Raw genomic sequence first — 13,449 nt, forward strand, 5'->3', positions numbered from 1 at the left:
GCACCACTACTCATAATCTCTTAGGGATGAGTCATATTGAGCAGTTGGCCTATATTGAACGTTACTTCAAACTAAAGGCAAGAGAGGTAGGCATTACTACAAACAAATGGTCACTTGAAGACGTTTATTATTCAATCTTCAGCCCTCAAATAATAAAGAAAACACTAGATCAAGCCATTTACAAAGAGGGTGAAAGCAATACTTATAATAAAAACCGATTCCATGATCGCAATAAAGATGGTGTTATAACGAAGCGAGAAATCGCAACCAACATAGTAAGCTTTTACGAAGCCGGCCAGGCTGAGGCTGGATAACTATGAAACAAGGTCTTATTTTTCTTATAATATCCCCCCTAGCCATTGGAGCAAGTTCTTCTGTTTTACTCTCAGCAAAGCTTATACAAGAGCAGCAACCTGAGACACCCTACCTAGAATCCAGTATCTCGGTAGATATCAATCACGACGGCAAACTGGACCGTTTAGACTATGTTTACAATAGCCAAACACCACCAGCGGCTTGTTCGTCAGCCGAGTGCGAAGCACATAATGAAGAACAGCTTTCGCAACCTATACTGACTTTCAGCCTCCTTATAAGAGGGACTTCGATTGCTGTGGATTTTATGTGCGAGAGCATATCTCTTATTGACAAGGGTCCAAATCAAATGTCGGATATCCAATGCGGAAACAACCTAACATTAACATGGAGCGGGCAAACATATCTCGAAAAAATCGACGAGATCGAGAAGTAGCATATTTATTCATTTAATTGACTCTCGAATTAAACGCTGCGCCCGTTCAACACTTAGCGAACCATTAATTTCTTCACATAAACGAGCCGTCGCACGTTCATATTGACAGGCGATGACTGCCTGGACTTGACTAGCAACAATCAATAGGGCGATGAAGCACTGCTGCCCCAAGTCGCCCTCAATTAATTCCTCGTCCCATTTCTCGGCATGACCGAGGTACTCGAAGCGCTTGCCGAAATGGTAGGTCCAGAAGAACGGCACCGCCTCGAAGGCCTGTTGCGCGCCGAGCATGTTGGCAGCTGCCAGACGGCCCTGCTGCTGGGCCAGGCGCCAGTGCTCGATGCGTACCTGCTGCCCCCGGTAGGGATAGCGGACGATATCGCCGCTGGCCCAGAGCCCTTCGGCCAGGCGCATCCGGGTATCGACCCGCAGGCCGCCATCCTCCTCGCGGGCGATGTCCTCGACGAAATCGGTGGCCGGGCTCACGCCGACACCAAGGATCACCAGGTCGGCCGCTAGGCGCTTGCCGTCCTTCAGGACCACCGTGCGCACGCGCCCCTCGCCCTCGAAACGCTCCACCTCGGTTTCGCTGTGGAAGGTCACCCCGTGGGCTTCGTGCAGCGCGCGGAACATCCGCCCCAGGCGCTCGCCGAACGGCTTCGCGAAGGGAATGCCGTGGGGCGCCACGACGCTCACCTCGACCTTGGCCTTGCGCAGGGCGGACGCCGCCTCGAGGCCGATGAAGCTGTTGCCGACGATCACCGCATGCGCGCCGGGGCGCAGGTCGGCGAGGATCGCCGCAGCCTGCGCACGGCTGCGCAGCAGGTGAATGCCCGGCAGATCGTGACCGGGCACTTCCAGGGATTTCGCCTGGCCACCGGTGGCCAGCAGGGCGGCGTCGTAGTTCAGCGTGCGCCCGTCGGCCAGGCGGATTTCCCGGGCCGACGCCTTCAGCCGCACCACTTTGGCAGTGATCCGCTCGACATCCCGACGCTGCCACCAGTCGTCCGGGCGCAAGGGCGGCACGTCCGCCGGCGGCATTTCCCCGGCGATGACGAATTTGCTCAGAGCGGTCCGGTCGTACGGCGCGTCGGGCTCCGCGCCGATCAGCAGCAGGCGCCCGGCGTAGCCCGCGTCCCGCAAGGCGGCGACCGCGGCGGTGCCGGCGGCTCCCGCGCCGATCACCACGAAGGTCCGGGCGTCCTCGCCCCGGGGCGGATGGGCGACATCGATCGCACTGCTGGAGACGTACACATCGCCCTTGTCCACCCGCACCGGGTAGCGGGCCAGGTCGTCCAGGGCCGGGGGTTCGCACAGGCTGCCATCGGCGACGCGGAAATTGGCCTTGTGCCAGGGACAGATGATCCGCCCGGCGCACAGGACGCCCCTTTCCAGGGGCGCCCCGGCGTGAGGGCATGTCGCCTGGTAAGCATGTACCTGCATGCCGTCGCGCACCAGCAGGATGGCAGTGTCGTCCACTTCCACGCGGGTGCCGCGATCCTGCGGTAGATCGGCGAGGGTGGCGACGCGTCTTAATCTGTGCATGGGTCAATCCCCTGAAACAATTTAGGGATTTCGAACCCGGCGACCCGTCCAAGGTTTCAGCCGATCGCGCCAGCGGTCAGGCTTCGACGCAAGCGCCGAGCGCGGTCGATACGGCCTTTCCCCCTCGCGACAAAGCCGGTAACGTCGCGCCGGTGTCCCTTGCGATGGAGTGTCCCATGCTCGCCCCCGCCCTCAGCGGCCCGCAGTACCTCGGCGAAGGCCTGAAACTGATCATGCGTCCCGGCCTGCGCGGGCTCGTGCTGTTGCCGCTGACGCTCAACCTGGTGCTGTTCGTCGGCCTGATACTCGTCGCGGTCCGGGCGTTCGGCGGCTGGGTCGATGCCTTGATGCCGAACCTGCCGGCCTGGCTCGCCTTCCTGCAATACGTCCTCTGGCCGCTGTTCGTGGTGTTGGTGCTGGTCATCCTGTTCTTCACCTTCACCCTGCTGGCCAACATCATCGCCGCGCCCTTCAACGGTTTTCTCGCCGAGAAGGTGGAAGTGGTGGCCCGCGGCCGCGACGACTTCCCGCCTTTCAGTTGGGGCGAACTGCTGGCCATGGTGCCGCGCACCCTGAAGCGCGAGCTGCGCAAGCTGACCTATTACCTGCCGCGGGCCCTGGTCCTGCTGATCCTGACCCTGATCCCGGTGGTGAACCTGGTGGCCACGCCGCTGTGGATCCTGTTCGGGATCTGGATGATGGCGATCCAGTACATCGACTACCCGGCGGACAACCACAAGCTGAGCTGGGACGAGATGCTCGCCTGGCTGCGGGAGAAGCGCTGGCGCAGCCTGGGCTTCGGTGGCGCGGTCTACCTCGCGTTGCTGGTGCCCTTCGTGAACATCCTGATGATGCCGGCCGCCGTAGCCGGCGCCACGCTGTTCTGGGTCCGCGAAGGCGGCGAACGGCGCCTCGCCGCGTCCCGCTGAGCAGCCTCGCGGCGGCCGGGCTCGACCCCGGTCGACGCAGATCGCGAATGATCGCAGGGACATAAAAAAGCCCCGCTGTGCCGGGGCAAAGTGGAACCTGGTCGTTCCGGCGCCGGGCGCCGGAACCGTGTCGCTACACCAGTTGGGTCAGGGCTTCGCGGCTGAACGGCAGGATGTCACCCTGGCGCCCGTCGCGCACCTTGACCGCCCAATCCGGGTCCACCAGCAGGGCGCGCCCCACCGCCACCAGATCGAATTCGTCGCGATTCAAGCGCTCCAGCAGGCCTTCGATGCCGGCGGGCTGGGCGACCTTGTCGGTCTTCACCATGAAGGCGAGGAATTCGTCGTCCAGGCCGACGCTGCCGACGGTGATGGTGGGCTTGCCGGTCAACTTGCGCGTCCAGCCCGCCAGGTTGAGGGCGGAGCCCTCGAATTCCGGCTCCCAGAAACGCCGGGTCGAGCAGTGGAAGATGTCCACGCCGGCGGCGGCCAGGGGCGCGAGGAATTCCCCCAGGGCTTCCGGGGTCTGCACCAGCCGGGCGCTGTAGTCCTGCTGCTTCCACTGGGAGAAACGGAAAATGATCGGGTAATCCGGGCCGACCGCGGCGCGGACGGCCTGCACCAACTCGACGGCGAATCGCGAGCGGCCTGCCAGGTCGCCGCCGTAGGCGTCGCTGCGCTGGTTGCTGCCCTCCCAGAAGAACTGATCGATCAGGTAGCCGTGGGCACCGTGGATTTCCACGCCATCCATGCCGATCGCCTGGGCGTCGCGGGCCGCCTGGGCAAACGCGGCGATCACCTCGGCGATGTCCTGCTCGGTCATGCCGTGCACCACTTCCTGGCCGTCCTTGAGTTTTTCCATCGGACCGTAGCCCGGCACGCTGGCGTCCGGCTCGGTGCCCAGGCGCCGCACGTTGCCGACGTGCCAGAGCTGCGGGACGATCTTGCCGCCCTCGCCATGCACGGCGTCCACCACGCGTTTCCAGCCGGCCAAGGCGTCCTCGCCGTAGAACCGCGGGACGTGGGGATACCCGTTGGCGGCCGCATGGTTCACCGTGGTGCCCTCGGTGACGATCAGGCCGACGCCCGCCGCCGCACGGCGCCGGTAGTACTCGACGACCTGGTCGCCGGGTACCCCGCCCGGCGAGAAGGAGCGGGTCATCGGCGCCATCACGACACGGCTCGACAAGTTCAGGGAGCCGAGCCGGAAGGGTTCGAACAGGGCATCAACGGAAGCGCTCATGGGTGTCCTCTGCCGGCCACGCGGCCGGTCGTCTGTGAAGGTGATGGGAATGTGCGGAATGCCTCATGGCTGCAACAGCCGTTCGAGACGGGCGATGAAGGCCTCGATGGGCGCGGTGTCGCTGCCGGTCTTCAACCGGGTGAGAGCACCCTGCCAGGCATTGGCGATGAACGCGGCCAGGTTGGCGCAATCCTCGTCGGCGGCCAGCTCCCCGGCGGCACGGGCGGCCTCCAGGCAATCGCGCAGGAGGTCCGCGGAACTCTGCAGGATGGCATCCACCCGGCTGCCGATGGCGGGCGACGACTCGGCCATCTCGAAGCCCAGGCTGCCGATGAAACAATGGTAGGCCTGGGGCTGCCGGCCGGCGAAATGCGCCAGCAGGTCGCGGTAGTAGCCGAGGATGCGCGCCCGCGGGCTGTGCCCGGGGTCGGCGAGCGCCTGGGCGTAGCGGCGCAACCGTGGCGCGTAGAGATGATCCAGGGCCTGGAGGGCGAAGTCCTCCTTGCTGCTGAAGTAATGGTAGAAGGAGCCCTTGGGGATACCCGCGGCCTGGACGATCTCCTGCACGCCGGTGCCGTGGTAGCCGCGGCGGATCATCACCTGGGCGCCCCGGGCGAGGATCAGGTCACGTTTGTCGAGTCGTAGGCTTTGCATGCACGGAGCATATGACCGGTCGTCTCGCCCCGCCTAGCACTATTGACCGCACTGATCGGCGATCAGAAACGGCGCCAGTGCGGCATGGCCGGGAGTGATCGGGGCGGCGGGCCCGCCGGGCTGGAAGCGTCGTGTCGACGGAAAACGCGGGAGAGGGGGCGATCGCGGACGGTGGCATCCGCGATTCGAGCGAGGTCAGCCGAGGGCTTTCTCGATCGCCTGGATCAACGCCGGGTCCTCGGGCAGAGTACGCGGCGAGAAACGGGCGAGGACGCGGCCGTCCTGACCCACCAGGAATTTCTCGAAATTCCAGGTGATGTCGCCGGGGAACTCGGCGCCCTCGCCGGCCAGCAGGCGGTAGAGCGGATGGCGGCCGGGGCCGTTGACCTCCAGCTTGCTGCCGAGGGGGAAGCTCACCCCATAGTTCAGCTCGCAGAACTCGCGGATTTCCTCCTCGCTGCCCGGCTCCTGCCCAGCGAACTGGTTGCAGGGCAGCCCGAGCACGCTGAAGCCCCTGTCGCGGTACTGCTGGTAGAGTTTTTCCAACCCGGCGTACTGCGGGGTCAGGCCACACTTGGAGGCCACGTTGACCACCAGCACCACCTGGCCCTTGAGGGGCGCCAGCGGCAATTCCTGGCCGTCCAACGCACGTAGATTGAGGTCGTGAAAGGCACTCATGACTAACTCCTCGATAACACCGCGAATTCCATACGACGGACGAAAAAGGCGCCCGCAGGCGCCTTTTTCGGTTCACTCAGCTTAGCAGCCGGACGCCCCCTTGCGATAACCATAAGTCGTAAGGAGGTGCGGGCAGTCGCGTCGTGTATCAGTGGTGATGGCCGCCTTCGCCATGCACGTGGCCATGGGCGATCTCTTCGGCGCTGGCGTCGCGCACGTCGACCACCTTCACCTTGAAGTTCAGGCGCTGGCCAGCCAGCGGGTGGTTGCCGTCGACGGTGACTTCCTCGCCGTCGATGTCGCGCACGGTGACGATCTGCATGCCGCCGTCCGGACCGGAAGCGTGGAACTGCATGCCGACTTCCAGTTCGTCGACGCCTTCGAACATGGAACGGTCCAGGGTCGCCACCAGCTCGGCGCTGTATTCGCCGTAGGCGTTCTCCGGCTCCACCGCCACGTCCAGCTCGTCGCCGGTCTGCTTGCCTTCCAGGGCTTTCTCCAGGCCGACGATGATGTTGCCGGCCCCCTGCAGATACACCAGCGGCGCGCCGCCGGCGGAGCTGTCGATCACCTCACCGGCGTCGTTGGTCAGGGTATAGTCGATGGAGACAGCCTTATTGGCGGCGATCAGCATGGTGCAAGACCTTTTGCAAAAGATAGAAGAAGGCACAAGTCTACTCGGCGGGGACGCTGAAAGCGACCCGAGCCCTGACGGACGGACGCCCGCCCTTCCCCGCCTGACGGGCTTCCACCGCGACCCCGAGGGGCATTGGGTGGCCGAACTGTCGTGCGGGCATACTCAGCATCTGCGTCACCAGCCGCCGTGGCAGAATCGCGCCTGGGTGCTCGATCCCCGCCGACGCGACGCCCACCTGGGCCAGCCGTTCGCCTGCGGCTGGTGCGCGGCGACGCGCGATGCCGGGGCTCCGAATCGAAACACGTTCAACGAGGAAGACTGATGCCGGCACGGAATATCCTGGTAATCAACTGCGGCAGTTCGTCGATCAAGTTCGCCCTGGTCAACGAGGCCCATTCACAGTTTCCCCTGCACGGCCTGGCCGAGTGCCTGGGCAGCCGCGAGGCGGTGTTGCGCTGGCAACGCGGTGGCGAGCAGGACAGCCTGATGATCCCCAAGGGCGACCACCGCGCGGCGCTGGCGCAATTGCTGCCGCTGGTGCAGGGCGCCGCCGGCGGCAAACTGCACGGGATCGGCCACCGCGTGGTGCACGGCGGCGAACACTTCACCTCGGCGCAACGCCTGGAGCCCTCGGTGATCGCCGCGATCCGCGCCATCGCCCCGCTGGCGCCGTTGCACAACCCGGCGAGCCTGCAGGGCATCGAGGCGGCGCTGAGCCTCTACCCCAACCTGCCGCAGGTCGCGGTCTTCGACACGGCGTTCCACCAGAGCCTGCCGGAGCACGCCTATCGCTACGCGGTGCCGGAAACGCTCTACCGCGAGCATGGCGTGCGCCGCTACGGCTTCCACGGCACCAGCCATCGCTACGTCAGCCGCCGCGCCGCGGAAATGGCCGGCCTGGCGAGCGGCGACAGCAGTTGGCTGATCGCGCACCTGGGCAACGGCTGCTCCACCTGCGCCGTGGTCAACGGCCAGAGCCGCGACACCAGCATGGGGCTGACGCCGCTGGAAGGCCTGGCGATGGGCACCCGCAGCGGCGACGTGGACCCCAACCTGCACGGCCACCTGGCGCGCACCCTCGGCTGGAGCCTGGAGGAGATCGACCGCATGTTGAACAAGGACAGCGGCCTGCTCGGCCTGTCCGGCCTGTCCAACGACATGCGCAGCCTGGAACAGGCACGGGAACAAGGCCACGCCGGCGCGACCCTGGCCATCGAGGTGTTCTGCTACCGCCTGGCCAAGTCCCTGGCGGCGATGAGCTGCGCGTTGCCGCAACTGGATGGCCTGGTGTTCACCGGCGGCATCGGCGAGAACTCGCCGTTGATCCGCAGCAAGACCCTCAGCCATTTGAAACTGTTCAATCTGGCGCTGGACAAAGAAGCCAATGCGCGCTGCATCCGTGGCGTCGCCGGCCCGATCCACGCCTATGGCCACCCGCGCGTGCTGGTGGTGCCGACCAACGAGGAGCGGCAGATCGCCCTGGACACCCTGACCTTGCTCGACCAGTAGCCAGGCGCCGCGCGCGCCTGCCACCGGGCTCGCGCCGGCCTTCCACTGCCTCCATCAGTCCCGGTCCGCCCCGTCGCGCGCGGGCCGCCAGCAGGGCGCGGAACTCGCCCCAAAGGAAGCTCGATGCACACATTCTTCATCGCCCCCACCGGTTTCGGTGTCGGTCTCACCTCCATCAGCCTGGGCCTGGTCCGGGCCCTGGAGCGCGCCGGCCTCAAGGTCGGTTTCTTCAAGCCCATCGCCCAGCCGCATCCCGGCGACGAGGGTCCGGAGCGTTCCACCGAACTGATCGCCCGCACCCATGGGCTGACGCCGCCGAAGCCACTGGCCCTGGCCCACGTCGAGCGCATGCTCGGCGATGGCCAGCTCGACGACCTGCTGGAGGAAATCATCAGCCTCTACCAGCAGGCGGCGGTGGACAAGGACGTGGTGATCGTCGAAGGCATGGTGCCGACCCGCCACGCCAGCTACGCCGCGCGGGTCAACTCGCACCTGGCGAAGAGCCTGGACGCCGAGGTGGTGCTGGTCTCGGCGCCGGAAGAGGAAAGCCTCAGCGAACTGTCCGACCGGGTGGAAATCCAGGCGCAGTCCTTCGGCGGGCCGAAGGATCCCAAGGTGATCGGGCTGATCCTCAACAAGGTGCGCAACGTCGAGTTCGCCGACCAGTTGCGCGCCCATTCCGCGCTGCTGCGCGGCGAGGACTTCCGGCTGCTCGGCTGCATCCCCTGGAACGACGAATTGAACGCCGCGCGCACCCGCGACGTCGCCGACCTGCTCAATGCACGAGTGCTCAACGCCGGCGAGTACGAACAGCGCCGGGTGCAGCAGATCGTCCTGTGCGCCCGCGCCGTGCCGAATACCGTGCCCCTGCTCAAGCCCGGCGTGCTGGTGGTGACCCCGGGCGACCGCGACGACATCATCCTCGCCGCCAGCCTGGCCACCATGAACGGCATGCCGCTGGCCGGCCTGCTGCTGTGCAGCGACTTCCCGCCCGACCCGCGGATCATGGAGCTGTGCAAGGGCGCGCTGCAGGCCGGCCTGCCGGTGCTGACGGTGGCCACCGGCTCCTACGACACGGCGAACAACCTGCAGCGGATGAACAAGGAAATCCCGGTGGACGATCGCGAGCGCGCGGAGAAGGTCACCGATTTCGTCGCCGGCCACCTCGACCACGACTGGCTGCGCGCCCGCTGCGGCACCCCGCGCGAGCTGCGCCTGTCGCCGCCGGCGTTCCGCTATCAACTGGTCAAGCGCGCCCAGTTGGCCAACAAGCGCATCGTCCTGCCCGAGGGCAGCGAGCCGCGCACCGTGCAGGCCGCCGCCATCTGCCAGGCGCGCGGCATCGCCCGCTGCGTGCTGCTGGCAAAACCCGAAGACGTCATGGCGGTCGCCCAGGCCCAGGGGATCGAGCTGCCGCCCGGCCTGGAAATCCTCGATCCGGACCTGATCCGCGGTCGCTACATCGAACCGATGGTGGCCCTGCGCAAGGGCAAGGGCCTGAACGCCCCGATGGCCGAGCAGCAGCTCGAAGACAGCGTGGTCCTCGGCACCATGATGCTCGCCCTGGACGAGGTCGACGGCCTGGTTTCCGGCGCCATCCACACCACCGCCAGCACCATCCGCCCGGCCTTGCAGCTGATCAAGACCGCGCCCGGCTACAACCTGGTGTCCTCGGTGTTCTTCATGCTGCTGCCGGACCAGGTGGTGGTCTACGGCGACTGCGCGGTGAACCCCGACCCCAGCGCCGCCGAGCTGGCGGAAATCGCCCTGCAGAGCGCCACCTCGGCGGCGGCCTTCGGCATCCCGCCGCGGGTGGCGATGATCAGCTACTCCACCGGCGACTCCGGCAGCGGCGAGGAAGTCGAGAAGGTCCGCGAGGCCACCCGCCTGGCGCGGGAACAGCAGCCGCAGCTATTGATCGACGGGCCTTTGCAGTACGATGCCGCCGCCATCGAGAGCGTCGCCCGGCAGAAAGCGCCGAACAGCCCGGTGGCCGGCCGCACCACGGTCTTCGTCTTCCCCGACCTGAACACCGGCAACACCACCTACAAGGCGGTGCAGCGCAGTGCCCAGGTGGTGAGCGTGGGGCCGATGTTGCAAGGCCTGCGCAAGCCGGTGAACGACCTGTCGCGGGGCGCCCTGGTGGACGACATCGTCTACACCATCGCCCTGACCGCGATCCAGGCCGCGGCCAAACCCTGAAGTCGCCGGTCGCCGCGTCCGGCGCGGCGACCGAGGGTCGGTGTCGAGGCTTGCAGTTCAGTGCACGAGCGTTAACCATTGCGCCTTTCCGACCGCCGTGAGGGATTACGGACGGTTCTCCGATTTCATCGGTGCGTCCGCGCACCCCTCTGGAGGCTCGATCCGTCCATGCTGAGTTTTCTGCCTGCCGTGCTGCGCGGCATCCTGGCCAACCTGCTGCTGTTCGCCAACACGCTGTTCTGGTGCTGGCTGCTGTTCATCGCCGCGCTGGTCAAGCTGTGCCTGCCCTTCAAGCCGGTGCGCAAGGCCTGCAACGCCATGCTGAACTGGACCGCGGAATCCTGGATCGCCTGCAACAGCGGCTGGATGTGGCTGACCCAGAAGACCCAGTGGGACCTGCAGGGCCGCGAGCAGTTGAATTACGACGGCTGGTACCTGGTGACCAGCAACCACCAGAGCTGGGTGGACATCCTGGTGCTGCAACACACCCTCAACCGGCGCATGCCCTTCTTCAAGTTCTTCCTCAAGCGCGAGCTGATCTGGGTGCCGGTGATCGGCCTGTGCTGGTGGGCCTTGGATTTCCCCTTCATGAAGCGCTACACCAAGGCCTACCTGGCCAAACACCCGGAGAAACAGGGCGAGGACATGCTCACCACCCGCCGCGCCTGCGAGAAATTCCGCGATGTACCGGTGGCGGTGTTCAACTTCCTCGAAGGCACACGCTTCACCCGCGCCAAGCACGACGAACAGGGCTCGCCGTTCCGCTACCTGCTCAAGCCCAAGGCCGGCGGCATCGCCTTCGTGCTGGACGCCATGGGCCAGCAGCTCAAGTCGATGGTCAACATCACCATTCACTACCCCGACGGCGCGCCGAGCTTCTGGGCCTTCCTCAGCGGCCAGGTACGCCAGGTGGTGGTGCGTTACGAGCAACTGGAGATCCCCACCCCGTTCCTCGGCCGCAACTACAGCACCGACGAAGGCTATCGCCTGGAATTCCAGCAATGGGTCAACCGCCTGTGGCAGGAGAAGGACGAGAAGCTCGCCCGCCTGCACTTGGAATACCCGCCCGCCGCGCCCCGCTGAAATCCGCCGGGACGACGGCGGCGATCAGGGGACGGCGGGCTTGTCCGGCGGCAGCGAGTCCCAGTCCAGCTGCGGCGGGAACTCGTTGGCGTCCTTCAAGGCGAGCCCCGGCGCGACCAGGAAACCCTGCATGATCGAGCAGCGGTGCTCGATCAGCCACTGGCGCTGGGCGTGGGTCTCCACCCCTTCGGCGATCACCTCCAGGCCGAGGTGTCGGCCCAGGTCGATGATGGTGCTGACCACCGCCGCATCGCGGGGCGAATCGAGCATGTTGGCGATGAACAGGCGGTCGATCTTCAGGGTGTCCAGCTCGAAGTGGCGCAGGTAGGCCAGCGACGAGTAGCCGGTGCCGAAATCGTCGATGGCGATCCGCACGCCCAGGGAGCGCAGCTGGCGCAACTGCTCGCGGGTATTGTCGAGGTCCTGCATCAGCGCGCTTTCGGTGACCTCCACCTCCAGTTGCGACGGTTTCAACTGGTTGGACTCCAGCACCTGGCGCAGGTCTTCCACCAGTTGCGGCATGCCGAACTGCACCGGGCTGACGTTGAGGCTCAGCACCAGGTCCTCGCCGAAGCGTTCGCGCCATTCGCAGCACTGCCGCGCGCCCTGGCGGAACACCCAGTCGCCGACCCGGTTGATCAAGCGGGTTTCCTCCAGCAACGGGATGAACACGTTCGGCGCCACGGTGCCGGCCACCCGGTGCTGCCAGCGCAACAGCGCCTCGAAACCGCGGAGCTTGCCGCTGTCGAGGAACACCTGGGGCTGGTAGACCAGGACGAAATCGTCCTGCTCGATGGCGTTGCGCAGGCTTTCCTCGAGCATCAGCCGCGAGCGTGCGCGACCGTTCATTTCCGGCGAGAAGAAGCGGTACTGCTGGCGTCCGGCGCGTTTGGCTTCGTACATCGCCATGTCGGCGGCGCGCAACAGGCCGTCCACCGTCTGGCCGCACTCGGGGAAGCAGGCGATGCCGACGCTGGCGCCGAGGGTGACGTCGATCCCGTCGACCCGGTAACGCACCGAGACCAGCTCGATCAGCTTCTCCGCGACCCGCGCGGCGTCTTCCGGATGGTCCAGGGAGTCCAGCAGGGCGGTGAATTCGTCGCCGCCCATGCGCGCGAGCACGTCGTAGGGACGCATGCAGCTCTTCAGCTGTTCGCCGACCCGGCGCAGCACCTGGTCGCCGGCGTCGTGGCCGAGGGAGTCGTTGATCCGCTTGAAGCCGTCGAGGTCGAGATAGAGCACGGCGATGCGCTTGCCGCTGCGGCCGATGCGCGCCAGGGACGCGTCCACCGCCTGGTGGAAACCGCGGCGGTTGAGCAGCCCGGTGAGGGCGTCGGTGATCGCCTGGGACTCCAGTTGCGCATGCAGCCGGCGCACCACCGACATGTCCAGCGCGAGCACCACCATCGACCGTTGCAGGCGCGGCAGCGGGGAGCTGGACAAGGCCACCGGCAGCAGCTCGCCGTTGAAGGTGCGCAGGTTGGCGTCGTGCAGGCGGTACACCTCGCCGCGCTTCCAATAGCGGTAGAAATCCGAAAGTCGCCAGTCGTCGGGCATGTCGGCCATTTGCAGGCGGGACAACAGCGGCGTGCCTTCCAGGTCGGTGACCGAGCCGTGGAGCATCTGCGCCATGGCCGGGTTGGCGAAGTTGATCAGGCCGTCCTCGCCGACCACCAGGATACCCTCCGCGGCGTTCTCCAGCACCGATGCGTTGAACGCCCGCGCGGTGTCCAGTTGCTGGGTCAGGTGCACCAGGTCGCGGCGGTTGCGCTCGTGGGCCAGCAGCGAATGGATCTTGTGGCGCAGCACCTGGGGATCGAACGGCTTGAGGATGAAATCCACCGCACCACTGGTGTAGCCGCGCAGCACCGCTTCCTGGGTATGCGCGATGGCCGAGACGAAGATGATCGGGGTATAGCGGGTGCGCGGGCTGCCACGCATCAGCCGGGCCACCTCGAAACCGTCCATGTTGGGCATCTGCACGTCGAGCAGGACCAGGCTGATTTCGTCGTCGAGCAACTGCTGGAGCGCCTTTTCGCCGGAATCCACGCAGCGCACCACCCAGTCGCCTTCCTCCAGCAACGCCTCCATGGCGACCAGGTTTTCCGGGCGGTCGTCCACCACCAGCAACACGTTGCGGTCGGGAACGATTCTAAGCTGCGCGTTGGCCATGACACCTTCTCCCCAAACGAATCCCCACCGTTCCCGGCGGCCGGTGGTC

12 protein-coding genes are annotated in these 13,449 nt (G+C 65.8%); 6 read left to right on the plus strand and 6 right to left on the minus strand.

The annotated features are described in order from the left end of the window. On the plus strand, positions 1–314 hold a 314-nt coding region (locus tag OGL92_RS12915; RefSeq protein WP_263144032.1), incomplete at its 5' end, for a hypothetical protein. Between the two features lie 443 nt (positions 315–757). On the opposite strand, the gene OGL92_RS12920 is transcribed toward OGL92_RS12915, so the two are convergent. Next, a complete protein-coding gene (locus OGL92_RS12920; protein WP_263144034.1) occupies positions 758–2,293 on the minus strand; it encodes an FAD-dependent oxidoreductase in 1,536 nt (511 codons plus the stop codon). Between the two features lie 176 nt (positions 2,294–2,469). Here OGL92_RS12920 and cysZ point away from each other — a divergent pair, with 176 nt between their 5' ends. Next, positions 2,470–3,222 (plus strand): sulfate transporter CysZ, encoded by a 753-nt coding sequence (gene cysZ / locus OGL92_RS12925; RefSeq protein ID WP_263144035.1) that lies wholly within the window; start codon positions 2,470–2,472, stop codon positions 3,220–3,222. 133 nt (positions 3,223–3,355) lie between these two features. Here cysZ and OGL92_RS12930 read toward each other — a convergent pair whose 3' ends face one another. From OGL92_RS12930 to OGL92_RS12945, 4 genes are all read right to left on the minus strand, one after another. Next, positions 3,356–4,465, minus strand: coding sequence for an NADH:flavin oxidoreductase (locus OGL92_RS12930; protein WP_263144037.1), 1,110 nt, complete (start codon positions 4,463–4,465; stop codon positions 3,356–3,358). 63 nt (positions 4,466–4,528) lie between these two features. After that, complete coding sequence (locus OGL92_RS12935) at positions 4,529–5,119, minus strand: TetR/AcrR family transcriptional regulator (RefSeq protein WP_263144039.1); 591 nt, start codon at positions 5,117–5,119, stop codon at positions 4,529–4,531. A 195-nt stretch (positions 5,120–5,314) separates the two neighbouring features. After that, on the minus strand, positions 5,315–5,797 hold the full coding sequence (locus OGL92_RS12940; RefSeq protein WP_263144040.1) for a glutathione peroxidase: 483 nt from the start codon (positions 5,795–5,797) through the stop codon (positions 5,315–5,317). Positions 5,798–5,945: 148 nt separating this feature from the next. Next, positions 5,946–6,431, minus strand: coding sequence for a peptidylprolyl isomerase (locus tag OGL92_RS12945; RefSeq protein ID WP_263144042.1), 486 nt, complete (start codon positions 6,429–6,431; stop codon positions 5,946–5,948). On the opposite strand from OGL92_RS12945, the gene OGL92_RS12950 reads away from it, so the two are divergent. The 4 genes from OGL92_RS12950 (at position 6,400) to OGL92_RS12965 (ending at position 11,228) form a co-directional block, all read left to right on the plus strand. Continuing rightward, positions 6,400–6,756, plus strand: coding sequence for a DUF3565 domain-containing protein (locus tag OGL92_RS12950; RefSeq protein WP_263144043.1), 357 nt, complete (start codon positions 6,400–6,402; stop codon positions 6,754–6,756). The genes OGL92_RS12945 and OGL92_RS12950 overlap by 32 nt on opposite strands. After that, complete coding sequence (locus OGL92_RS12955; RefSeq protein ID WP_263144045.1) at positions 6,756–7,943, plus strand: acetate kinase; 1,188 nt, start codon at positions 6,756–6,758, stop codon at positions 7,941–7,943. Before OGL92_RS12950 ends, OGL92_RS12955 begins: the two co-directional genes overlap by 1 nt. Before the next feature lie 123 nt (positions 7,944–8,066). Next, on the plus strand, positions 8,067–10,145 hold the full coding sequence (gene pta, locus OGL92_RS12960; protein WP_263144047.1) for a phosphate acetyltransferase: 2,079 nt from the start codon (positions 8,067–8,069) through the stop codon (positions 10,143–10,145). A 168-nt stretch (positions 10,146–10,313) separates the two neighbouring features. Then, entirely contained in the window at positions 10,314–11,228 is a 915-nt protein-coding gene (locus OGL92_RS12965) for an acyltransferase (protein ID WP_263144048.1), read from the plus strand. A gap of 24 nt (positions 11,229–11,252) precedes the next feature. On the opposite strand, the gene OGL92_RS12970 is transcribed toward OGL92_RS12965, so the two are convergent. Then, positions 11,253–13,400: an EAL domain-containing protein gene (locus OGL92_RS12970; RefSeq protein ID WP_263144050.1), complete on the minus strand. Its 2,148-nt coding sequence runs from the start codon at positions 13,398–13,400 to the stop codon at positions 11,253–11,255. Between the last annotated feature and the right edge of the window lie 49 nt (positions 13,401–13,449).

The sequence above is a fragment of the Pseudomonas sp. RIT-PI-AD genome (assembly GCF_025642785.1).
Lineage (GTDB): Bacteria > Pseudomonadota > Gammaproteobacteria > Pseudomonadales > Pseudomonadaceae > Pseudomonas_T.